Source organism: Lentilactobacillus kefiri, assembly GCF_007989105.1.
Lineage (GTDB): Bacteria > Bacillota > Bacilli > Lactobacillales > Lactobacillaceae > Lentilactobacillus > Lentilactobacillus kefiri.
Map to the genome: position 1 here is coordinate 44,473 of NZ_BJVK01000011.1, position 23,263 is coordinate 67,735.

The following is a 23,263-nucleotide window of genomic DNA, read 5'->3' on the forward strand; positions in this document are numbered from 1 at the left end:
TTAAATGGCAATTTTAGTACTAGGTGGAGCAGGTTATATTGGATCACATACTGTTGATCGGCTAATCGCAAATGGTTATGACGTTGCAGTTGTTGATAATTTGGTTACTGGACACAAGGCAGCCATCAATCCCAAAGCTCGTTTTTACGAAGGTGACGTCCGTGACAAGAAATTCTTGAACGACGTCTTTGACAAAGAGGATATTGAAGGTGTCATTCACTTTGCAGCATTCTCAGTCGTTCCAGAGTCAATGAAGAAACCATTGAAATACTTTGACAATAATACTGGCGGTATGATCAGCTTGCTTGAAGTCATGAATGCTCATAATGTTAAGAAGATTGTCTTCTCTTCTACTGCCGCTACTTACGGTGAACCAAAGCAGATTCCAATCAAAGAAACTGATCCACAAGTTCCAACGAACCCATACGGTGAAAGTAAGTTGGCAATGGAAAAGATTATGCACTGGAGTGATGTTGCATATGGCATCAAGTTCGTTGCACTCCGTTACTTCAACGTTGCCGGCGCCAAGCCTGATGGCTCAATTGGTGAAGATCACCATCCTGAAACCCACTTGGTTCCAATTATTTTACAAGTTGCCGCAGGCGAGCGTGACGAGTTAACCATTTTTGGTGATGATTACGACACACCAGATGGCACCAATGTTCGTGATTATGTTCATGTCATGGACTTGGCAGACGCTCACATTCTGGCATTGAAGTACTTGCAGGCTGGCCATGACAGTGACGCATTTAACCTGGGTTCATCAACCGGATTCTCCAACAAGCAAATGTTGGATGCCGCTCGTGATGTAACCGGTAAGCCAATTCCTGCCAAAATGGGACCACGTCGTGCCGGTGATCCAAGCACATTGATTGCCGCAAGTGACAAAGCCCGTAAGGTTCTTGGCTGGAAGCCACAATTTGACGATGTTCATGAAATCATTAAGACCGCATGGAACTGGAAAGAAAAGCATCCAAAGGGCTATGACGATCAGAAAGGAAACAAGTAATAATGAGCCAATCAGCAGTTGAAAAATTTGTCGATTTAATTATTAAATCAGATTCACCATATTCAGATGTTGACCGGATTTACGTTACCAACCTTATTTTTAGACTGATCGGTGATGGTTTCGGTGATCCAACTGAAGACACATCCGCAGTAGATTTGGCAAACGACTTGGTGGAGTTGGGGATTAAGCACGGTAAGATTGAAGATTCAATTACCAACCGTGAAATCCTTGAAGATCAGTTAATGGATCTCATTACACCAATTCCATCAACTTTGAACCAAATCTTTTGGAACAAGTACCAAGAATCTCCTGATGAAGCAACAAACTACTTCTACAAGATGAGTCAGGATAATGATTATATTAAGACCCGGGCAATTGCTAAAAACATTTCCTACGAGACAAAAACCGAGTATGGAAATCTTGAGATCACCATTAACCTGTCAAAGCCTGAGAAGGATCCTAAGGCGATTGCAGCCGCTGGTCGAGCAAAGTCGACCAGTTATCCTGTCGGACCATTAGCCATTGAAAATGAAGGCTATCTTGGCCGTCTGGGCTATCCTGCACGAAGTAATCACCGGGTCATTCGAATGATGATCAATGGCGAGCCATGGGGATTCCAGTATTCACCTTATGCATATTTCGGTGAACATGCGATTTTCCTGAATCAAAAGCACGTTCCAATGTCAATTGACCAAAGAACATTCGTTAATTTGACTGACATTCTCAAACAGTTCCCACATTATTTTGTGGGTAGTAATGCTGATTTGCCAATTGTTGGTGGTTCACTTTTAGCTCAAGATCATTACCAAGGTGGCCGTCATACGTTCCCAATGATGAAAGCTGGAATTGATCGCAAGGTTGATCTGGAAATTGACGGTTTGGAAGCCGGCATTGTTAAATGGCCAATGGCAACAATCCGTTTGCTCAGTAAGGATGCCAATAAGGTTGTTAATGCCGCTACCAAGATTGCCGAAACCTGGAAGGGCTACTCAGATGAATCGGTTGATATTCGTGCATATACGGATGGCACTCGTCATCACACGGTTACCCCAATTGCCAGAATGAACGGTGACCGATTTGAAATGGACATCGTTTTACGTGATAACCAAACTTCGGATAAATATCCTGACGGGATTTTTCACCCACACAAGGATGTTCAACATATTAAGAAAGAAAACATCGGCCTCATTGAAGTCATGGGACGGGCAATTTTACCAGCTCGTTTAAAGACTGAAATGAAGGAAGTTGAAAAGTATGTTCTCGGAGAAGATAATCACATTGCTGATTATCATAAACCGTGGGCAGATGAGTTGATGAAACGCGACAAATTCACCAAAGATAATGTGGAAGAGTTAGTCGACAAAGAAGTCGGCAAAGTCTTCAGCAGAGTTTTGGAAGATGCCGGCGTTTACAAATGGAATGAAGAAGGTCAAAAAGCCTTTGATCGTTTCATTGATCAATTGAAGTAAAAGAATAGGGGGTTCCAACAAACGAGATTGTTTGTATGGAACCCTTTATTTTTGGTAAAATGGAAGCGTAAACAAAAAGACGCCCATTAATAACTAGGAGGCAATTATGAAATTTATTGTATATAACGTCAGGGATGACGAGATCCCATTTATTGAAAAGTGGGGGAAAGATCACAAAATTGAAGTTAAATACACGACAACAACCTTAACCCAGGAAACAGTACAAGAGGCTGCTGGATTTGATGGTGTTTCATGCCTCCAAACAATTCCGTACTCAAAGGAATTATTTGACGCTTTTAATAAAATGGGTATTAAATATCTCTCGTTACGAAATGTGGGTGTCGATAACGTCGATCTCGCGGCCGCTAAGGGAAACGGCGTTCAAATCACCAACGTCCCAGCATATAGTCCCGAGAGTATCGCTGAATTTGCCGTTACAATGGCCCTCTATCTTTCAAGAAGAGTTGGGTATATGAAACAACAGTTGGATCAAAATCACCAGTTCCATTTTTCACCAAACTTTATGGGTCGGTTGATCAGTGACCAGACGGTTGGAATTATTGGAACCGGCCGGATTGGCCGGGAAGCAATCAAACTCTTTAAAGGCTTGGGAGCAAATGTTATTGCCTATGACAAGTATCCTCAAAAATCAACCAATGGACAATTTGTATATGTAAAGGACTTGGCTGATATTTACACCAAAAGTGATATTATCAGTATTCATATGCCTGCCACTGATGACAATTATCATCAATTCAATCATGAAGTCTTTGAGCAAATGAAAGACACCGCACTTTTGATCAATACCGCCAGAGGTTCGATTGTTGATACCAATGATTTAATGTATGCATTGCAAAGCGGGGAAATTGCCGGTGCCGGAATTGACACAATCGAGGCGGAAACAGCCGATTTACAGGATTCAAGGTCAACTAAACAAGTGTCTGATCCTGATGTTCTGAAATTCTCAATGATGCCAAACGTTCTCATTACCCCACATTCTGCATTCCATACCAGTGAATCGGTCAGAAATATGATTGATATTTCATTAAGTAATTTAATGACAATGGTGAATGGCGAAAAGCCGAAGGACCTAGTTAATTAAGAATCTTGCTAAATACAAATAAGGCTGACGTATTCCCAATCAGGGGAGCGCGTCAGCCTTATTTTTTATTAATGATTAAATATCGTAATCTGAATCATTCATTGATTCAACATTTCCAAGCAGGTAACCATTTCCAACTTGTGAGAAGAAATCATGGTTCGCAGTCGATGTTGAAATACCGTTCATGACAACGGGATTAACATCTTCGGCGGTATCTGGGAAAAGTGGATCTTGGCCCAGGTTCATGAGTGCCTTGTTGGCGTTATAACGAATAAATGTCAGCACGTCTTCGGTCCAACCGGTTTGGTCGTAAAGAATATGGGTATACTTCTCTTCATTCCCATAGAGTTTATACAAGAAATCATAGATCCAATTCTTCATATCCTCTTGTTTTTCCTTAGGCAGTTGATTATAGCCAATTTGGAACTTATAACCAATGTATGTTCCGTGGACTGATTCGTCCCTGAGAATCAACTTAATGATTTCTGCCACATTAGGGATCTTGTTATGGCCAAGATACCAGAGTGGGGTATAGAAACCAGAATAGAACAGGAAGGTTTCCAAAAATACACTGGCAACTTTTTTCTTTAATGGATCTGGTTCATTCGCATAAATATCGCGGATCTTTAATGCTTTATTCTGAAGAAATTCTTCACTGTCACTCCATTCAAAGATTTCATCGATTTGATCTGGGGTGTTTAGTGTTGAAAAGATGGATGAATAACTTTTGGCATGAACGGATTCCATAAATTGGATATTGTTCAATACGGCGGTTTCATGCTGGGTTTGGACGTCTTTCCGCAAAGATGCCATTCCTTCTTGTGATTGAAGGGTATCCAACAATGTTAATCCACCAAACACATGGCCGACCACCCACTGATGATCCTGGTCAAGGGTTCGCCAATCAGATAAGTCGTTTGAAAGTGGAATCCGAGTATCCAGCCAAAACTGTTCAGTCAGCTTTTCCCAAGTGGCTTTATCGATTTGGTCGTCAATGGCATTCCAGTTGATTGCTTTATAATTCTCAGTCATAAATTTCTCCTTTAAATGACGCAGCTTTCACATTCGTTTGAACCGACTTCTTGTTGATCATCAGTGAAAGTTCGAATGTAATAAATTGATTTTACACCTTTTTTGTAAGCATAATTTCGTAAGATGTTCAAGTCACGGGTGGTCATCTTGTCAGTCCGACCGTTCTTCCATTCATACAAGCCTGCTGGAATCGTTGAACGCATAAAGAGGGTCAGCGCCATTCCTTGGTCGATGTGTTCTTGAGCAGCTGCATAAACGTCAATGACCTTCCGCATATCCATATCATATGCTGATGTGTAATATGGCATTGTGTCATTAGAAAGGTATGGGGCTGGATAATAGATTTTACCGATCTTTGATTCCTGACGTTCTTCAATCCGGTTGATAATTGGATGAAGACTGGCAGTTGTATCGTTGATATATGAGATTGAACCATTTGGGGCAACCGCTAATCGGTTCTGGTGGTAAAGGCCATCTTTCATAACTGATGCTTTAAGGTTTTCCCAATCTTCTTTTGAAGGAATCCAGTCTTCTGGGAATAAAGCTTTGACTGCATCTGATTTTGGTGCAAATGATTGATCTAAATACTTATCAAAGTAACTGCCGTCAGCGTACTTGCTGTTTTCAAAGTTGGCAAAAGTTTCTTTGCGTTCCTTTGCGATCTTGTTAGATGCAACTAAACTATAGTAATTTAAAAGCATGAAGTAAACGCTGGTAAATTCGATGGATTCTGGTGAACCGTAATAAATATGGTGTTTTACCAAGAAACTATGCAGTCCCATTCCGCCAAGACCGATTGAGTGGGATTCCTTGTTTCCTTTTTGAATAGAAGGAACCACGTCGATGTTTGAATGGTCAGTGACAAAGGTTAATGCCCGAACCATACTTTCAACGGAATGACCGAAGTCTTTGCCATCCATCATATTATTAATGTTGGTAGAGCCCAGGTTACATGAAATATCCTTGCCCATTTTGATGTAATGCTGCTCATTATCAACGGTTGAAGGGGTTTGAACCTGAAGAATTTCAGAACACAAGTTACTCATAACGATCCGGCCGGCAATTGGATTGTCGCGGTTGGCAGTGTCAATGTTGATGACATATGGGTAACCGGATTCTTGTTGAAGCTTGCTGATTTCAGTTTCCAAGTCACGAGCTTTGATCTTCTTCTTGGAGATTTTATCGTTGGCAACCAGGTTGTCATATTCCTTTGTAATGTCGACGTATGAGAATGGAACACCGTATTCGCGTTCAACATCATAGGGACTGAACAAATACATATCAGCATCTGCTTTAATGAGTTGATAGAACTTGTCAGGTACGGTTACACCCAACGAAAGGGTCTTCAAGCGGATCTTTTCATCGGCATTTTCCTTTTTGGCACCCAGAAATTCAATGATATCTGGATGAAAGACTGATAAGTACACAACTCCGGCACCTTGTCGCTGACCTAATTGATTGGAATAAGAAAAACTGTCTTCCAATAATTTCATAACGGGCACAACACCTGATGCGGCACCTTCAATATGCTTGATGGGAGCGCCGGCTTCACGCAGATTTGAAAGGTTAATGCCGACACCACCACCGATTCTTGACAACTGAAGAGCTGAATTGATGGTTCGGCCAATGGTATTCATGTCATCTGTTGTTTGAATTAAGAAGCAGGAAACAAATTCACCACGATTTTGACGGCCGGCGTTTAAGAAACTTGGCGTAGCAGGTTGGTATCGCTGATGGACAATTTCATCAGCCAAATCCATTGCCAGTTGTTCGTCACCATCCGCAAAGAAGAGGGCGTTTGCGGCAACTCGGTCCAAAAAGCTTTCCAAATACAAGTCGTTGTCATTTGTCTTTAAAGCATACTGGGCATAGAACTTGTATGCTGCCATAAATGATTTAAAGTGGAAATCTTGATCATCCAAGTATTTGTACAATTTTTCTATGAAGGACATATCGTATTTGTTTACGAATTCTGATTCATAGTAGTTGTTCTTGATCAAATAGTCGAACCGATCTTGGAGACTGTCAAATTTCATCAAGTTGGGCTGAACATTTTCTTTTAGGAAAGCTTGAAGGGCTTCCTGGTCTTTTTGCAATGGAATCTGACCGTTAACTGGGATGTTAATTTCATTGTTGAGGTCAAAGTAGGTAACATCCTTTAGATTGTGAAGTGACATATTTAGTACCACGCTTTCTTAAAATTGCGAATAAAAGGGGCGAGACCGTTTGTGGTTTCGCCCGCTAATCTAGAATCAATATGTTAGAATGGATGAAGGCAATTAACCGGCAATCGACTGAAGTTGATCAGGCCGGAAACCGCTGAATGCTTGCTTACCATCAACATCGACAACGGGTACAGCCATGAAGCCTCGTTGTTTCAAGTAATCAATATATTGTGGTTGCTCGTTGATGTTGTGTTCTTCAAACTGCACATTGTGTTCTGAAAGATAACGTTTTGTCATCTTGCATTGCATACAGTTGTTTTTTGAATATAATGTAATTTTAGCCATTATTAACACTTCCCCTGTTTCGTTAAAATTTAATTTATGATTCAATTTTACACTAAATAGTGTGAAATGCAACGATAAAAACACAATATATTGTGACAAAACTAATTGTAAGCACCAAATATGGTTGGTGCTTGTGAAAATCAAATTAGGAGAATTTTATGACAGACAATTCATTTTATTATTCCAAGAATCCAGACGTTGAATCAAAACCCATAACATGGAACTTTTCGTTGCTTGGAAACAACTTAACGTTCACTTCTGATAACGGTGTGTTTTCAAAACATACTGTCGATTATGGAAGCCGGGTATTGGTTAAAAATATTAAGTATGACATTATTCCGGCAGGTAGATTGTTGGATATGGGAACCGGCTATGGTCCAATTGGCATTTCCATTGCCAAAGCGTTTCCCAAACGTGAAATAGATATGGTCGATGTCAATGAGCTTGCTTTGGATTTGGCAAAGAAGAATGCCAATGACAACCAGGTTAACAATGTTCATATTTTTGAAAGTGATATTTACGAAGCAGTAAAGGACACTTATGCTGCTATTTTTACCAATCCACCAGTCAGAGCCGGTAAAAAGGTCGTTGACGGCATGATTTCCGGTGCCGTTGATCATTTAATTGCCAAAGGCACGTTGACCGTTGTTTTGCAAAAGAAGCAGGGGGCACCATCCGCCAAGAAGCTGATGACCCAGTTATTCGGTAATTGCACCATTTTAAAACGTGATAAAGGTTATTATATTCTTCAAAGTATTAAGGAATCGTGAGGGTAAAACATGTTTCAAGCTGATAGTCGCTATATGAAAGCCGCAATGGTTGAGGCTCAAAAGGCCTATATGATTGGTGAAGTTCCGATTGGTGCCGTTGTTGTTCATGATGGCATCATTATTGGACGCGGCCACAATTTGCGGGAGCATTTGAACGACGGGATTGCTCATGCGGAGATCTTGGCAATTGAAGAGGCCTGTCGTTATCTAAACAGTTGGCGACTGATTGACTGTGATTTATATGTCACCATTGAACCCTGTCTGATGTGTTCAGGTGCCATCATTAACTCACGGATTGATAACGTTTGTTTTGGCTCGCGGGATCCCAAAGCCGGAGCGGTACGAAGTTTGTATACTGTTTTGGAAGATTCCCGCCTAAATCATCGGGTGAATGTTGTTGAAGGTGTCTTGGCAGATCAATCCGCTAAGATAATGAAAGATTTTTTTAAAGCTGCCCGTAAGAAAAGAAAGAATAAAACTGGAAATTCTTAATCATTTAAGTTATGATAGATATTGCCGCAAGGCCCTGAGGCAAGGGTCGGGTTACGAACTGTGTCAGGTCCGGAAGGAAGCAGCACTAAGTATCATCAACCTTGTGCCTCTTGTACATAGAATTTCAGCTCTCAGCAAATTTTGCTGGGAGCATTTTTTTGGAGAAAAGCGGTTTGGAAGCGACGTTCGTTGATTGCACTCTGCTTGAATTCATCATATAATTATTTAGACGTTTCAATTGAGAATTTTAAGTGTATGGCAACTATTTTTGGAGGATTTGGTCATGAGCTATCAAGCATTATATCGGGTTTGGCGACCACAAAGATTTGATGAAATCGTCGGCCAATCAATCATCACACGAACATTAAAAAATGCTTTAATCACAAAACAGATAAGCCATGCCTATTTGTTCACTGGTCCACGGGGGACTGGGAAAACTTCCGCTGCCAAAATTTTTGCAAAAGCTGTTAACTGTCATTATTTAAAAGATGGTGAACCCTGTAACCAATGCGAAACCTGCAAGGCGATTAATGAAGGCAGCTTAAACGATGTCATTGAAATTGATGCGGCCTCTAATAATGGGGTTGAAGAGATTCGTGATATCCGTGATAAGGCAAAGTATGCGCCGACTCAAGCGGACTACAAAGTTTACATCATTGATGAAGTTCATATGTTATCAACCGGTGCCTTTAATGCCCTGTTGAAGACTTTGGAAGAGCCACCTGCCAATGTGATCTTTATTTTGGCAACTACCGAACCTCATAAGATTCCAGCGACAATTATTTCGCGAACCCAGAAATTCGACTTTAAGCGGATTAAGCCCCAAGATATTTTGCAAAGAATGGAATACATTCTGGATCAAAAAAAGGTCGAGTATGACGATAAGGCGCTTAAAATCATTGCCAAGGCGGCTGAAGGTGGGATGCGGGATGCATTGAGCATTCTGGATCAAGCCATGTCATACGGTGATAATAAAATTACCTATGAAAACGCGCTTCTCGTGACCGGTAGTGTGACCAATGAGTTGTTAACTACTTATATGGAACAAATTATTGCAAAAGATACCAAGAGTGCCTTGATTACCGTCCAAAAGATTCTGGATGAGGGCAAGGACGCCAGCCGGTTTATTGAAGATTTAACCAGTTATTGTCAAGACATTCTGCTGTATCAGCAGGATCCCGGAATTGTTGAAGAAATGGAACTCGGGATCATTGATGATCAATTTAAGAAGCTTAGCGGCCAAATCAGTGATCAAGAGATCTATCAGATTATTAATGAATTAAACAATATTTCCAACTCTCTGCGGTTCACTGCACATCCGGATGTTTACTTGGAAGTTCTGACAGTGAAGATTACTCATTTGGATGCAACAGTTCAGTCAGGTCCTGCAAAGGAGTCCCAACCGGCTGCCCAACCGACTGTCAATCCGGAGGTTACTTCCGAAATTCAGCAGTTAACGCAGGAAGTTACCAAATTAAAATCTGAAATTGATTCACTTAAGAAGGCCCCAGCTGTTGAAAATAACGTTGTCAGCACGCCGGAACCGTCAAAACCAGTCGAAAGCCATACAATGGATAACCACATTGAGTTGGCCAAGATTTATCCAATTTTAGGTAAAGCGACCCGAAAGCAATTAAATCAGTTCAAAGAAGTGTGGCCCGACCTGATGAAGGCCTTATCAGTGACGCAACGAGCCGTCATGCACGTTTCATCACCGGTTGCTGCCAGCAGCGGTGGGGTGATTGTTGCTTTTGAATATCCATTCCTTTATCAAAAGGCCCAAGGAGATACCAGTTTGAAGGATGCCTTGGAAAACAACCTTGACCGGATTGTCGGTAAAGCACCGCAAATTGTATTTGTACCAGAGAATCAGTGGCCTGATATTCGTCATGAATACCTGGTCAGCCATCGGGACAAGCTCAAAAAGGCTGCTCCCAAGGAAGCCAAGGATAATGACCCAAAAGCTGAACCGACTGATGATTCTGACAGTCCGGATACGACGGATTCAGAGAGTCAGCCAGTCGTTAAAAAAGCAGCCGAACTTTTTGGCACCGATATTTTAGATATTAAAGATGATTAATTAATTGGAGGAATTTAACAATGATGAACGGTATGAACATGAATAAGATGATGAAACAAATGAAAAAGATGCAAAAGCAGCTTGGAGAAGAGCAAGAAAACCTTAAGAAGCAAGAATTTAAAGGCGTTGCACCAGATAATATGGTTGAAGTCACTTTCTCAGGCGATAAGAAAATGACTGATATTCAAATTAAGCCGGAAGCAATTGACCCAGACGATCCAGAAATGCTTGGAGATTTGATTCTTGCCGCAGTTAATGACGGCATTTCAAAAGTGGATAAAGCAACTGAAAGCACAATGGGCAAGTATACTAAAGGAATTCCAGGAATGTAATCAGTTCAAAAAGGGGAAAATATGCAATATCCTGAAGCAATCGTAAAGTTAATTGATAGTTATATGAAATTACCGGGGATCGGCAATAAAACCGCAACCCGGTTAGCGTTTTACACGGTTGATATGAACGAAGACGATGTTAAGGCCTTTTCAAAAGCACTCATTGCAACGAAAAACGACCTTCATTATTGTTCAATCTGTGGTAATTTAACGGATGAAGATCCCTGTGAAATTTGTCGTGATAAGAACCGTGACCAATCCACAATCCTGGTGGTTGAGGAGCCTAAAGACGTGATGGTCATGGAAAAGGTTCAGGAATATCACGGTCTTTACCATGTTCTTCACGGGGTTCTTTCACCAATTGAAGGAAAAGGACCGGAAGATCTGAATATCAGTTCTTTGATTAAACGACTTCAAAAGAATAAGGAAGTTAAAGAAGTCATTGTTGCTACAAATGCAACCCCAGAGGGTGAAGCCACTGCAATGTATTTGAGTAAATTGATTAAGCCGGCGGGGATTAAAGTGACCCGTTTGGCTCATGGACTCTCAGTTGGTTCCGATATTGAGTACGCGGACGAAGTGACCTTATACAAGGCTGTCCAGGGACGAACTGAAATTTAATTTTGACAGGGTGGTTGGATTTTAAATGTTTTTTAATCGAATGAAGCACCGGAATGTTAAAAAAGAATACGATCAACGTTTGTTGGAATTGATCAACAACTTGAAAGAAGAGTGGGACCACACTGCGCAGACGCAAGAGGCGGTTGCCGACAGTGATATGGAGATGGAGCAGGAAACTGCTTTAGCTCGTAGAAAATATTTCTTCATATATAAAGAAGCTCGAATTCGGAAGATAAAAAATGATCAGATTCAACCTTCCGTTATCAGTTACGATCATGACGAATTTGAGTGATTGGTTTGTGGGGGTTCCGGTTCGACAGACCAAATGCATTAAAGTACAATTAATTTGAATCCACAAAGTGAGGGAATTGTTTTGAATGGTAAGTTTATAACTTTTGAAGGGCCGGACGGCGCAGGAAAAACCTCCGTTATGAATCAGGTTATCGGCGTCTTTCAACAGCAAATTGGCGACAGGCTGTTAGTCACGAGAGAACCCGGTGGTAATAAAATTTCAGAAGAAATTCGCAAGGTCATTTTAGACCGTGCGAATACAGAAATGGATTACCGAACGGAAGCTTTACTGTACGCTGCGGCCAGACGTCAACATTTGGTTGAAACAATTCTACCCGCACTTAAGCAAAACAAGCTGGTACTCTGTGATCGCTACGTTGACAGTTCGGTTGCCTATCAAGGCTCCGGTCGCCAAATCGGCATGGAGCAAGTTGCCAAAATGAACGAATTTGCAACCGAAAATTTGTTGCCGTTTAAAACAATTTATTTTGATATTCCCGTTGAAGTGGGACTTAATCGGATTGCTGAGCACCGTGATAAAAGTAAAATTGATCGCCTTGATGTTGAAACAACCGCCTTTCATAAGCGGGTCCACCAAGGCTACATGAAGATTCGTGATGCAAATGCGGATCGTTTTATTAGTATCGACGCGACCCAGCCAATCGATGCAGTCATTCATGATACAATTAAGATTATTCATGAAATAGCACCTGAGTATTTTAAGGAGCGTTCACTATGAAATTAGTCATTGCAATCGTCCAAGATAAAGATGCCAATAAACTGCGATCAGTATTTGTTGCCCATGAGATCATGGCCACTCGTTTTTCAACGACGGGTAGTTTTTTGCGTGCTGGCAACACCACTTATTTGGTCGCCGTTGATGATGATAAAGTCGATTTAACTTTGAAGTTAATCAAGGAAACCTGTTCAGCTCGTCAGCAGTTTATGACACCACCTGTAAGTTTAAATGGTGATACCGCTGAACATACTTTTCCAATTGAAGTGCAGGTCGGCGGCGCAACCGTTATGGTCCTGCCAATCGAAGCTTTTAAGCAGTTTTAGAAGGGAACGTTATGGAACACGATATTGTTAACGTTGCTCAAACTAAACAGCCAGCCATCTTCACTCAGTTTATGAATTTGGTTAAAAACAATGAGTTGTCACACGCTTATTTGTTCACCGGTGAAGACGGGGCGGGTCAATTTTCAGTCGCAATGGGAGTTGCCATGCGGCTTTTTTGTACGAATGTCCAAAATGGGATGCCATGTGGAAAATGTGCCGAATGTGTCAGAATTATGAATTACGACCATCCGGATGTTGTTGTCACCAAGCCCGACGGACAGAGTATCAAGATTGACCAAATTCGACACGTTAAAAGTGAATTTACCAAAAGTGCGATGGAAGGCTCTAAAAAAGTATTCATCATTTCGGAAGCTGAAAAGATGACAACCGGAGCTGCCAATGGTTTATTGAAATTTATTGAAGAACCTACAGGAAACGTGGTCAGCTTTTTAATCAGTAAGAATCGCAACTTGGTATTACCAACGATTATTTCCAGAACCCAAGTTGTCGAATTTCCAAGTCTCAGTAAAAAATTGATGGTAAAAGAGCTGCAGTCCAGTGGCGTGAAGCCAAGTGAAGTTAATCTGATGATTTCCATTACCAACAGTTTGGATCAGATTAAGGGATGGTTGAAAGATGACTGGTTTGCTTCCACACAGAAGATGTTGGAAAAGTGGTTCATCTACTTGGTTAAAGACAACACAATGGCAATGCCGTTTATCCAGATGTCTTTGATGCCATTAATTACCAATAAAGATCGACAGCGAATTGTGATTTCTATGATGTTAAGCTTGTTTGATGATGTCTTGGAAACCAAGTACGGCACTTTGGCCGAAGAGCGGGTGAAGTATCCGTCAATTCTTGAACAAACCAAGCTGGCAGCGTCAAAATGGCGCAATGATCAGATCCTGAAAATGTTGGATGAACTGCTTGATGTGAACAAAAGCATGGCAGTCAATGTCAATTTTCAAAATATTATTGAAGCATTAACGTTAAAGATACTTGAAATCAGTAAGTCATAGTTTACTAAAGGGTGATAAAATCGTGGATAGTCAAGACTTGTACGATGAACTAAAAGAAATGGATACTCAGCTAAGTGCCAGTGCGGCAAACTTTTCTCACCTTCACGAATCCTTAATTGGCTTGATGGAAAAGAATGCTGAACTGGAAATTGAGAATCAGCATTTACGTGACAGAATTAACGAAATTACTGAAAAAATGGATAATAATTCTCCTCGTCTATCAAAATCCAGAAAGAATTTGGAGAAACTTTATAATGAAGGTTTCCATGTTTGCAGTTCGTATTATGGCAAACGCCGTGAAAATGGTGAGGATTGTATTTTCTGTACCGACATTATATATGGTAAGCGGGATTAAGGAGTAAGCAGTGGAAACTCAAAAAAGTTTTGATACATTAACTAAATATGGGATTTTATATTTAGTGCCAACACCCATTGGCAATCTTGATGATATGACATTCCGTGCCGTTAAAATTCTTCAAGGTGCTGATTTGATTGCGGCTGAAGATACTAGAAACACGCAAAAATTACTGAACCATTTTGATGTGTCTACTAAACAGATCAGCTTTCATGAGCACAATACTGCTGAACGAATTCCTGAACTGGTTAGTAAGTTAAAACAGGGGCTGACAATTGCTCAAGTCAGTGATGCCGGGATGCCATCGATTAGTGATCCGGGCCATGAACTGGTGGTTGAATGCATTAAGCAGCATATCAATGTTGTGCCTCTGCCCGGTGCCAATGCCGGAATTACTGCGTTGATTGCTTCCGGCCTTTCGCCACAGCCGTTTTATTTTTATGGTTTTTTATCTCGGAAGCCAAAAGAACAGCGGGAAGAAATTGACGACTTAAGAAATAAACCCGAAACCATGATTTTTTATGAAGCACCTCACCGTTTAAAAAAGACGCTCAAAAATTTAGCCACTCAATTGGGTGGTGAACGTCATGGCGCACTTTGCCGGGAATTAACCAAGAAACATGAAGAGTTTATCCGTGGATCGCTTACTCAATTAAATGAGTGGGCAAACTCAACTGAAATTCGTGGTGAGTTTGTTATTATAGTATCAGGTAATGATAATCCTGAAGCGGAAGCGGATGATCCACTTGCAGGGATGACGGTTGACCAACAAGTCGATTTTTATATCGAAAACGGGTTAAGCGTTAATGAAGCGATTAAAAAGGTCGCTAAAGATCATCACTTGAAAAAACAAGTGATATACAACCAGTATCACGACCTTAAATAAAAGGAAGTCATGCTCATGACAGCTCATAGTTTCAGCGAACTGCATACAATCCCATTTTATGAATGCAACGTCAACAATCGGATTTCAATTCCGATGTTGATTAACATTTTAATTCTCGCTTCAGAACATCAAAACGAAAAGTTGGGAGTCGATCAACTTTACCTGATTGATAAATATGGAATTGGATGGGTTGTCACGTCATATTCCATTCACATTAGTCAACTGCCTAAAAAAGATTCGGTTGTTAAAATGACAACTCGAGGGACCTCTTACAACCGTTATTTTGCTTTCCGAGAATTCTGGCTCCACGATCAAGATGGCAATGAACTGGTTAAAGTTGAGAGCATTTGGGTCTTGATGAATGAAAAGACCCGTAAGATTACACCAATTAAGGATGATGTGATTAAGCCTTATCAGTCGGAAAATGTTCGTCGAGTTCCCAGACTGCCGCGCCCCAAGCGGATTGAGTCAACTGACAAAGTGACCGCCAAAGAGTATCAGGTACGCTGGAGCGACATTGATTTTAATGGGCACGTGAATAATTCTCGATACCCAGAGTGGATGTTGGATTCACTGCCAATGTCATTTCTGAATAACCACGAACCGGCAAATATCGATATCCGCTTTGAAAACGAAGTTAAGTACGGTAATCGGGTAACGAGTTCGGTAGTTGTTGATTCTTCAAATAATGATAAAATTGAAACTGTTCATGAAATTAAATCAAATGATGTTCTTTCCGCAAGCGCAACGATTGTTTGGAAGGAAAATCAAGTAAAGGGTAACGATTAATAATGAAAATATTAGCGATTGATACTTCAAACAAGCCACTATCCGTTGCCGTGATGGATAATGACCAATTATTAGCTCAGACCACTTTGACGACCCATCGGAAGCATGCAGAATTTTTAATGCCGGTTATTGAAGATTTGGTAAAAAAGTCGGATCTGGCTCCTGCTGATCTTGATCGGGTAGTGGTTGCCGACGGTCCCGGCTCATACACGGGCATCAGGATGGCGGTGACGGCAGCTAAAACAATTGCCAGCACCCTTGGCATTGAACTGGTGACAGTTTCCAGTCTTTTAAACTTGGCCTTAAACGTTCAAAAAGACAACGTTTTGATTAACCCAATTTTCGATGGCCGCAACCAAAACATGTTCACCGGGCTTTATCGTTGGAATGATGGCGAAATTGAGACGGTCATTTCTGATCAGCATATTAATCTTGAAAAGTGGCTTCATTTGATTGCGGAATATGACCAGCAAATTGTCATTATTGGCGATACCGATTCTTTTGAAAATGATATGAGATCCGCTTTACATAGTCGTTTAGTGGTCGGTCAATCTCTTGAAGGAATTCCGAGTGCTGCCAAATTGGGTCAGTACGGCCTGAGCCAGTCACCCGTTTCCAATGTTGATGCGGTTGTTCCACGATACCTGCGTCTAACCAAGGCTGAAGCCGACTGGAAAAAATTACATCCTAACGAGGATACGCATAATTATGTTGAAAAAGTTTAAAAAGTGGTTTAACCAACAATTTTATAACAAAGAACTTCAGCTGCGTGAAAGATATTTAGACATTAAGAATCACGACGTGGAAATTAATGACACCGAATATTTTTTAGCCAAAGCGATGATTCCCGATATTCCAGAGATCTTGGGGATTGAAAGGGCAGTTTATGGTGGTCAGACACCTTGGGATGACCGGGCATTTCGAACAGAGTTAATGCGAAAGACCGACCGCCTCTATTTGGTATTGCGTCGGAATGATTGGCTGGTCGCGTTTATTGGCTGCTCACTTAACGATCATACGAAAGATTGTCATATTACCAACGTGGCGGTTGCTCCCAACTTTCAAAATCATGGGTTGGGTTATTTTTTGGTAACTACGATTATCAAAAAGGCGCGTCAGCTGGAATATGATAAAGTGACGTTGGAAGTCCGGCTAAGCAACACCCGGGCTCAAAAACTTTATCGGGATATCGGTTTTGTTGATAACGGAATTAAAAAAGATTATTACTTCAATGATCGAGAAGATGCATTGAACATGGTTTTGGACATTACCAAAATCGGATAGATAAAAAATAGGGATGGGATGAATTTAGTGGCCAGAGATTTAGTTCTTTCATTTGAAAGCAGCTGTGACGAAACATCTGTTGCAGTCATTGAAAATGGAAATAAAATTCTTTCAAATATTGTCGCAACTCAAATCAAGAGTCACCAGCGATTTGGGGGTGTCGTACCGGAAGTTGCCAGTCGTCACCATATCGAACAGATCACCGGATGTATTAATGATGCACTCAAAGAAGCAGATGTGACATACGATGATTTAACATCTGTTGCTGTCACCTATGGTCCTGGTTTGGTCGGAGCGTTATTAATTGGCGTGACTGCTGCCAAGGTTGTTGCCTGGGCCCATAACCTGCCGCTTGTGCCGGTTAATCATTTAGCTGGTCATATCTATGCAGCCCGGTTGGTTGAACCAATTGAATTTCCTGCGATGGCACTGGTTGTTTCCGGTGGCCATACCGAATTAGTGTATATGCCTGAAGAAGACAAATTTGAAATTATTGGTGAAACCCGGGATGATGCAGCGGGTGAAGCATATGATAAAGTTGGCCGGGTTTTAGGCATTAATTATCCAGCTGGCAAGCCGGTTGACGAGTTGGCTCGTAAGGGACACGACACATTTAAGTTCCCTCGGGCCATGGATTCGGATGATAATTTTGACTTCAGCTTTAGTGGATTGAAGAGTGCTTTCATCAACACGGTCCATCATGCTGATCAAATCCATGAGAAACTGAGCCGGGAAGACCTGGCTGCCAGTTTCCAACAGGCCGTTGTTGACGTTTTGGCCGATAAGACTGATCGGGCTTTAAAAGAGTTCCCAGTCAAACAATTAATTTTAGCTGGTGGTGTTGCTGCCAACAAAGGTCTACGTGAACGTTTAACGAAGAATTTACAAGCATTTAAGAATACCAAATTGGAATTGGTTCCACTTTCACTTTGTGGTGACAATGCCGCAATGATCGGGGCTGCCGGAGAGATGCTTTATCGACACGGTGCCCGTGCAGATGCGACACTAAACGCCGATCCAGGCTTGGAGTTTGAATGGTTGAAAGATGAAGAAAAGTAATATGAAAAAAGACCGGAGCAAAAATTTACTTTTGCTCCGGTCTTTTTATTTTACTGTGATGAATTTCTTTACTATTCGTCGCCTTCAAGCTTAAGACTTGCTTCTTCCCAGCTAGATTCGGTTTCTTTGATTTGTTCGTTTGTGGCATCGAGCTTTTTTTGAAGATCTTGGAGCTTTCCCAAATCGTTGAAGACGTCCGGCTTTGTCATTTCAGCCTCAATTTCATCTTTTGATTTGGTCAAGTCATCCAGCTTGGTCTCAAGCCCCTCAACTTCTCGGGCTAATTTGCGGTGTTCCTTTTGAGCCTGCTTGTTAAGCTCATAATTCTTTTTATCTGTGGTGACTTTTGCTTCAGGTTGGGGCATGTTGGCGGCATTCTTTTCTGCTTCATGTTCTTTTATGGCCGTCTGTTCGTCTTTTTTATCGACGTAGTAGTCATAATTTCCAAGATAGAGGGTTGTTCCTTTACGTGATAATTCGACGACTGCCGTGGCAATCTTGTTGATGAAGTATCGGTCATGAGAAACAAATAGGATTGTGCCGTCAAATTGATTTAACGCTTTTTCCAAAACTTCTCGGCTGTCAATGTCCAAGTGATTGGTTGGCTCATCCAAAATGAGAAAATTGTTGTGCTGGAAGGCAAGCTTTGTTAAAAGCAATCTTGCCTTCTCGCCACCAGACAAATCATGGACCATTTTGGCAACATCGTCACCTGAAAACAGGAAGCTTCCCAAAATGCTTCTAATGTCTCCCTCAGGCGTTGTTGGATGATCATCCCATAGTTCCTCAAGAACCGTTTTAGACGCGTGCAGTGATGCCTGCTCCTGGTCATAGTACCCAGTATCGACGCCAGTTCCAAATTGGGCTTTACCTTTGATAAATGGGATAATTCCCAAGATGCTTTTGAGGAGGGTTGATTTACCAACATCATTCGGCCCGACAATCGCAATTGCCTGATGACGCTTAACATCCAGGTTAATTGGCTCAGAGAGAATTGAGGTGTACCCAACAGCAGCGTTGGCGACGTTTAGGACATTGTTGCCACTCTTGGACTTTGGCGTAAACGAAAATCGGGCCGATTTGGCGTCACCGGTTGGCTTTTGAAGCTTGTCCATTTTTTCTAGTTGTTTACGGCGGGCTTGGGCCTGCTTGGTTGTGGAAGCCCGAACGATATTTTTATCAACGAATGTTTGCAGTTTTTCAATTTTTGCCTGCTGCTTTTCGTATTCTTTCCATTCCTGCTCAATTAATTGTTCTTTTTTCTTGGTATATTCAGTGTAATTACCGGTAAAATGATGCAGGGTTCCTTGTGACATTTCATAAACTTCATTGACGATTCGGTCAAGAAAGTATCGGTCATGAGAAATGATCAGTAGGGCACCGCTATAGTTTTGGATATAGCCCTCAAGCCAGGTAATGGTTTCGACATCCAGGTGATTGGTTGGCTCATCGAGGATTAATAACTCTGGCTTTTCCAATAACAGCTTTGCTAAGGCCAACTGAGTCTTTTGACCGCCAGACAATTCATTAATCGGTCGGTCATAATCGGGCTCTTCAAAGCCAAACCCATGGAGGACCCCGCGAATTTCTGCGTCGTATCCATAGCCATTGTGTTGCTCGAAGTCAGCCCGGATATTGTCATATTGTGAGGAAATTGTTTCATACTCTTCTGAATTTGGGTCCATATTAGCGGAACCCATTTGCTCTTCGAGGGAATGAAGCTTGGCTTCCTGTTCTTTTAACCCTGCAAAGACGGATTCCATTTCTGCATAGATTGATTTATCTGAATTTAATCCCGTATCTTGGGCGAGGTATCCAATAGACAGGTTTTTCTTGGTAACAATTTTGCCACCATCGATTGATTGTTCACCGATTATCATTTTAACAATGGTTGATTTGCCGGCTCCATTGCGGCCAACGAGGGCAACCCGACTTTTTTCTTGAATGGCCAAATTGACTTTTGAGAAGATTGTTTCACCATTAAATCGCTTTGTAAGATCCTGTGCTTGTAGGATTATCACGTGTTTGGCCACCTTTCGTTTTATATTAATCAATAGTTAATTTTAGCATATCTTGCAAGTTTTCAGTAATTTTTTGTAAGTATTATTTGAAATATATTTCACAAGATGTCGTTATATGGTAGAATAGGTTGTAAATAAGAGTTCACAAAGTTCTTTTAATCAAACTAACAAACTAGGAGGAAATTTTCTTGACAGCTGAAAATATTCCACGCGCAACCGCTAAACGATTGCCCATCTATTATCGATATTTAAACATCTTGCATGACACGGGAAAACAGCGTATTTCATCAACAGAATTAGCTGAGGCGGTTCAGGTAGATTCAGCAACCATTCGTCGTGACTTTTCCTATTTTGGTGCCCTGGGCAAACGGGGTTATGGATATGATGTGGATAATCTGCTCTCATTCTTTAAACAGATTTTAAATCAGGAACATTTAACAAATGTTGCCTTAATTGGAGTTGGTAACTTAGGCCATGCCTTGTTGAACTTTAATTTTCACAAGGATGGTAACGTCCGAATCTCTGCTGCATTTGATACTGATGATAAGATTGTGAATAAGATTGAAGACGGTGTGCCAGTATATCCAATCGAAGAACTTTCACACCAATTGCATGATCAGCAGATCAAAGTCATTATCTTGACGGTTCCGGCTCAAGTTGCTCAATCCATTGCGGATGACGCAGTTGCCGGTGGGGTAAAGGGAATCTTGAACTTTACACCGATTCGCCTTCAAGTACCAGAGGATGTCTTGGTTCAAAACGTTGATTTAACCAACGAACTTCAAACTTTAATTTACTTCATTGAAAATTTTGGCAAGTAAAATTAGTAACATCATTATGAAAGATTGACCGGTGATTTTGAAAATCCCGGTCTTTTCTTTTACAGTTATTCATAAAATATCTGGCTCTAACAAAGGATTCTTGAAGGAAATATGCAGAAAGCCTTGCAATTGGTCGGAAAAAATAATATATTATAAACAGTGATTAGCACTTTTATCATAAGAGTGCTAATGATGCTAAAAATTGTTGTAAATGGAGGGACTAACGTGTTAAAGCCATTAGGAGATCGCGTAATTATCGAAACTGAAAAAGAAGAAGAAAAATCGGTGGGCGGTATTGTTCTTGCTGACAACGCAAAGAAGAAGCCACAAGCCGGAACAGTTGTTGCCGTTGGTGATGGCCGTGTATTGGACAACGGTCAAAAAGTAGCACCAGTTGTTAAAAAAGGCGACAAGGTTATGTTTGATAAGTACGCCGGAACTGAGATTGAAGATAACGATAAATCTTATCTCGTTCTTCATGAAAAAGACATCGTTGCAATTGTTGAATAATCTTATTTTAACAAGATAAATGTCTTTCTTGAATCATTTGAATCAATTAATACATGATAAATTAATCAAAAATATTTTTTTGAGGTGAAATTTGAAATGGCTAAACAAGTAAAGTTTTCTGAAGATGCTCGTAGCGCAATGCTCAAGGGTGTTGATAAATTAGCAGATACAGTTAAAGCAACTATCGGACCTAAAGGCCGTAACGTTGTTTTGGAACAAAGTGCCGGTAATCCAACAATCACTAACGATGGTGTTACTATCGCCAAGTCAATCGAATTACCTGATCATTTTGAAAACATGGGTGCCAAATTAGTATCCGAAGTTGCTTCAAAGACTAACGATGTTGCCGGTGATGGTACCACTACCGCAACTGTCTTGACTCAAGCAATTGTTAATGAAGGTATGAAGAACGTCACTGCAGGTGCCAACCCAGTTGGTATTCGTCGCGGAATTGAAAAAGCTACCAAGGCTGCAGTTGATGAACTTCACAAGATGTCACACGATGTTAAAACTAAAGATGACATTGCCCAAATTGCATCTATTTCATCAGCTAACACAGAAGTTGGTAAGTTAATTGCCGACGCGATGGAAAAAGTTGGTCATGATGGTGTTATTACCATTGAAGAATCACGTGGTGTTGATACCAGCTTGGACGTTGTTGAAGGTATGCAATTCGATCGTGGCTACATGTCACAATACATGGTTACCGATAACGACAAGATGGAAGCCAACCTCGACAATCCATACATCTTAGTAACTGACAAGAAGATTACCAACATTCAAGATATTCTTCCATTGTTACAAAAGATTGTTGAACAAGGTCGTTCACTTTTGATCATTGCCGATGATATTGGTGGTGAAGCTCTTCCAACTCTTGTATTGAACAAGATGAGAGGAACATTCAATGTTGTTGCCGTTAAGGCTCCTGGATTTGGTGATCGTCGTAAGGATCAACTCCAAGATATCGCCATTTTGACCGGTGCAACTGTTATCACTGATGACCTTGGTTTGAACTTGAAAGATGCAACTCTTGAACAATTAGGTCAAGCTAACAAAGTTAACGTTACTAAAGATTCAACTACCATTGTTGACGGTTCAGGATCAAGTGATGATATTTCAAAGCGGGTTGCTGAAATTAAGACCCAAATTGAAAAGACCACTTCAGACTTTGACCGCGACAAGTTAAAGGAACGTCTTGCTAAGTTATCAGGTGGAGTTGCTGTTGTTCGTGTCGGTGCCGCAACCGAAACTGAATTGAAAGAAAAGAAGTATCGTATTGAAGATGCTTTGAACGCAACCCGTGCCGCTGTTGAAGAAGGCTTTGTTCCCGGTGGTGGAACTGCTTTGCTTAACGTCATTCCTGCCATTGCCAAATTGGATTCAAAGGCTGATGGTGATGAAGAAACTGGTATCCGCATTGTTCTTCGTGCACTTGAAGAACCAGTTCGTCAAATCGCTGAAAATGCCGGTGTTGAAGGCTCTGTCATCGTTGAAAAACTCAAGGATGAAAAGGATGGTATTGGTTACAATGCTGCCGATGGTAAGTTTGAAGATATGATCAAAGATGGTATCGTTGATCCTACCAAGGTTACCCGTTCAGCTCTTCAAAACGCCGCTTCTGTATCAGCATTGCTGTTGACAACTGAAGCTGTTGTTGCTGAAGAACCAAAGGATGATAAGCCTGCAGCACCAATGCCACAACCAGGAATGGGCATGTAATTTAATCATTTAATAAATGTTTTGCCT

Annotated in this window: 25 protein-coding genes and 1 other RNA gene; 22 read left to right on the forward strand and 4 right to left on the reverse strand. The window is 41.1% G+C overall.

Features of this window, described 5'->3' with window-relative positions; all coding sequences use genetic code 11:
• Positions 1-4: 4 nt before the first annotated feature.
• The 3 genes from galE to LKE01_RS05695 all read left to right on the forward strand — a co-directional run bounded on the left by galE (position 5) and on the right by LKE01_RS05695 (position 3,580).
• A complete protein-coding gene (gene galE, locus LKE01_RS05685) occupies positions 5-1,009 on the forward strand; it encodes a UDP-glucose 4-epimerase GalE (protein ID WP_056982945.1) in 1,005 nt (334 codons plus the stop codon).
• A 2-nt stretch (positions 1,010-1,011) separates the two neighbouring features.
• A complete protein-coding gene (locus tag LKE01_RS05690; protein WP_056982947.1) occupies positions 1,012-2,478 on the forward strand; it encodes a UDP-glucose--hexose-1-phosphate uridylyltransferase in 1,467 nt (488 codons plus the stop codon).
• 106 nt (positions 2,479-2,584) lie between these two features.
• Positions 2,585-3,580, forward strand: a complete 996-nt coding sequence (locus LKE01_RS05695; RefSeq protein WP_054769188.1) for a D-2-hydroxyacid dehydrogenase — start codon at positions 2,585-2,587, stop codon at positions 3,578-3,580.
• 75 nt (positions 3,581-3,655) lie between these two features.
• Here the strand turns inward: LKE01_RS05695 and nrdF are convergent, their stop codons facing one another.
• The 3 genes from nrdF to nrdH all read right to left on the reverse strand — a co-directional run bounded on the left by nrdF (position 3,656) and on the right by nrdH (position 7,122).
• Positions 3,656-4,612, reverse strand: a complete 957-nt coding sequence (gene nrdF, locus LKE01_RS05700; RefSeq protein ID WP_054769189.1) for a class 1b ribonucleoside-diphosphate reductase subunit beta — start codon at positions 4,610-4,612, stop codon at positions 3,656-3,658.
• Between the two features lie 11 nt (positions 4,613-4,623).
• Complete coding sequence (gene nrdE, locus LKE01_RS05705; RefSeq protein ID WP_056982949.1) at positions 4,624-6,789, reverse strand: class 1b ribonucleoside-diphosphate reductase subunit alpha; 2,166 nt, start codon at positions 6,787-6,789, stop codon at positions 4,624-4,626.
• Positions 6,790-6,891: 102 nt separating this feature from the next.
• A complete protein-coding gene (gene nrdH / locus LKE01_RS05710) occupies positions 6,892-7,122 on the reverse strand; it encodes a glutaredoxin-like protein NrdH (RefSeq protein ID WP_013728176.1) in 231 nt (76 codons plus the stop codon).
• Positions 7,123-7,280: 158 nt separating this feature from the next.
• Here nrdH and LKE01_RS05715 point away from each other — a divergent pair, with 158 nt between their 5' ends.
• The 16 genes from LKE01_RS05715 to tsaD all read left to right on the forward strand — a co-directional run bounded on the left by LKE01_RS05715 (position 7,281) and on the right by tsaD (position 18,165).
• Entirely contained in the window at positions 7,281-7,892 is a 612-nt protein-coding gene (locus tag LKE01_RS05715) for a class I SAM-dependent methyltransferase (protein WP_054769190.1), read from the forward strand.
• Positions 7,893-7,901: 9 nt separating this feature from the next.
• Positions 7,902-8,384, forward strand: coding sequence for a tRNA adenosine(34) deaminase TadA (gene tadA, locus LKE01_RS05720; protein ID WP_056982952.1), 483 nt, complete (start codon positions 7,902-7,904; stop codon positions 8,382-8,384).
• A 31-nt stretch (positions 8,385-8,415) separates the two neighbouring features.
• An RNA gene (ffs, locus tag LKE01_RS05725) (signal recognition particle sRNA small type) lies at positions 8,416-8,502 on the forward strand.
• A gap of 165 nt (positions 8,503-8,667) precedes the next feature.
• Positions 8,668-10,464: a DNA polymerase III subunit gamma/tau gene (gene dnaX, locus LKE01_RS05730; RefSeq protein WP_056982954.1), complete on the forward strand. Its 1,797-nt coding sequence runs from the start codon at positions 8,668-8,670 to the stop codon at positions 10,462-10,464.
• 20 nt (positions 10,465-10,484) lie between these two features.
• Positions 10,485-10,796 (forward strand): YbaB/EbfC family nucleoid-associated protein, encoded by a 312-nt coding sequence (locus LKE01_RS05735; protein WP_054769191.1) that lies wholly within the window; start codon positions 10,485-10,487, stop codon positions 10,794-10,796.
• A gap of 21 nt (positions 10,797-10,817) precedes the next feature.
• On the forward strand, positions 10,818-11,417 hold the full coding sequence (gene recR / locus LKE01_RS05740; RefSeq protein ID WP_056982955.1) for a recombination mediator RecR: 600 nt from the start codon (positions 10,818-10,820) through the stop codon (positions 11,415-11,417).
• Between the two features lie 25 nt (positions 11,418-11,442).
• Positions 11,443-11,709 carry a YaaL family protein gene (locus tag LKE01_RS05745; protein WP_054769192.1) on the forward strand — a complete coding sequence of 89 codons (267 nt, stop codon included), beginning with the start codon at positions 11,443-11,445 and terminating at the stop codon, positions 11,707-11,709.
• A gap of 81 nt (positions 11,710-11,790) precedes the next feature.
• Positions 11,791-12,447, forward strand: coding sequence for a dTMP kinase (tmk, locus tag LKE01_RS05750; RefSeq protein WP_054769193.1), 657 nt, complete (start codon positions 11,791-11,793; stop codon positions 12,445-12,447).
• Entirely contained in the window at positions 12,444-12,770 is a 327-nt protein-coding gene (darA, locus tag LKE01_RS05755) for a cyclic di-AMP receptor DarA (protein ID WP_056982957.1), read from the forward strand. The genes tmk and darA overlap by 4 nt, the downstream gene beginning before the upstream one ends.
• Before the next feature lie 11 nt (positions 12,771-12,781).
• Positions 12,782-13,792: a DNA polymerase III subunit delta' gene (gene holB, locus LKE01_RS05760; RefSeq protein ID WP_056982959.1), complete on the forward strand. Its 1,011-nt coding sequence runs from the start codon at positions 12,782-12,784 to the stop codon at positions 13,790-13,792.
• 22 nt (positions 13,793-13,814) lie between these two features.
• On the forward strand, positions 13,815-14,147 hold the full coding sequence (locus LKE01_RS05765; protein ID WP_054769194.1) for a DNA replication initiation control protein YabA: 333 nt from the start codon (positions 13,815-13,817) through the stop codon (positions 14,145-14,147).
• A gap of 10 nt (positions 14,148-14,157) precedes the next feature.
• Positions 14,158-15,033, forward strand: a complete 876-nt coding sequence (gene rsmI, locus LKE01_RS05770) for a 16S rRNA (cytidine(1402)-2'-O)-methyltransferase (RefSeq protein ID WP_056982960.1) — start codon at positions 14,158-14,160, stop codon at positions 15,031-15,033.
• Between the two features lie 15 nt (positions 15,034-15,048).
• On the forward strand, positions 15,049-15,822 hold the full coding sequence (locus tag LKE01_RS05775) for an acyl-[acyl-carrier-protein] thioesterase (protein WP_056982962.1): 774 nt from the start codon (positions 15,049-15,051) through the stop codon (positions 15,820-15,822).
• Between the two features lie 2 nt (positions 15,823-15,824).
• Entirely contained in the window at positions 15,825-16,547 is a 723-nt protein-coding gene (gene tsaB, locus LKE01_RS05780; RefSeq protein ID WP_056982964.1) for a tRNA (adenosine(37)-N6)-threonylcarbamoyltransferase complex dimerization subunit type 1 TsaB, read from the forward strand.
• A complete protein-coding gene (gene rimI, locus LKE01_RS05785) occupies positions 16,531-17,106 on the forward strand; it encodes a ribosomal protein S18-alanine N-acetyltransferase (RefSeq protein ID WP_056982966.1) in 576 nt (191 codons plus the stop codon). Before tsaB ends, rimI begins: the two co-directional genes overlap by 17 nt.
• Positions 17,107-17,124: 18 nt before the next feature.
• On the forward strand, positions 17,125-18,165 hold the full coding sequence (tsaD, locus tag LKE01_RS05790) for a tRNA (adenosine(37)-N6)-threonylcarbamoyltransferase complex transferase subunit TsaD (RefSeq protein WP_054769811.1): 1,041 nt from the start codon (positions 17,125-17,127) through the stop codon (positions 18,163-18,165).
• A gap of 71 nt (positions 18,166-18,236) precedes the next feature.
• On the opposite strand, the gene LKE01_RS05795 is transcribed toward tsaD, so the two are convergent.
• Positions 18,237-20,186, reverse strand: coding sequence for an ABC-F family ATP-binding cassette domain-containing protein (locus LKE01_RS05795; RefSeq protein WP_225364651.1), 1,950 nt, complete (start codon positions 20,184-20,186; stop codon positions 18,237-18,239).
• A 188-nt stretch (positions 20,187-20,374) separates the two neighbouring features.
• Between LKE01_RS05795 and LKE01_RS05800 the strand changes: the two genes are divergently transcribed.
• From LKE01_RS05800 to groL, 3 genes are all read left to right on the forward strand, one after another.
• A complete protein-coding gene (locus LKE01_RS05800) occupies positions 20,375-21,007 on the forward strand; it encodes a redox-sensing transcriptional repressor Rex (RefSeq protein ID WP_056982970.1) in 633 nt (210 codons plus the stop codon).
• A 225-nt stretch (positions 21,008-21,232) separates the two neighbouring features.
• Complete coding sequence (gene groES, locus LKE01_RS05805) at positions 21,233-21,517, forward strand: co-chaperone GroES (protein ID WP_179286797.1); 285 nt, start codon at positions 21,233-21,235, stop codon at positions 21,515-21,517.
• Positions 21,518-21,613: 96 nt separating this feature from the next.
• Positions 21,614-23,236, forward strand: a complete 1,623-nt coding sequence (groL, locus tag LKE01_RS05810) for a chaperonin GroEL (RefSeq protein WP_056982971.1) — start codon at positions 21,614-21,616, stop codon at positions 23,234-23,236.
• Positions 23,237-23,263: the final 27 nt, after the last annotated feature.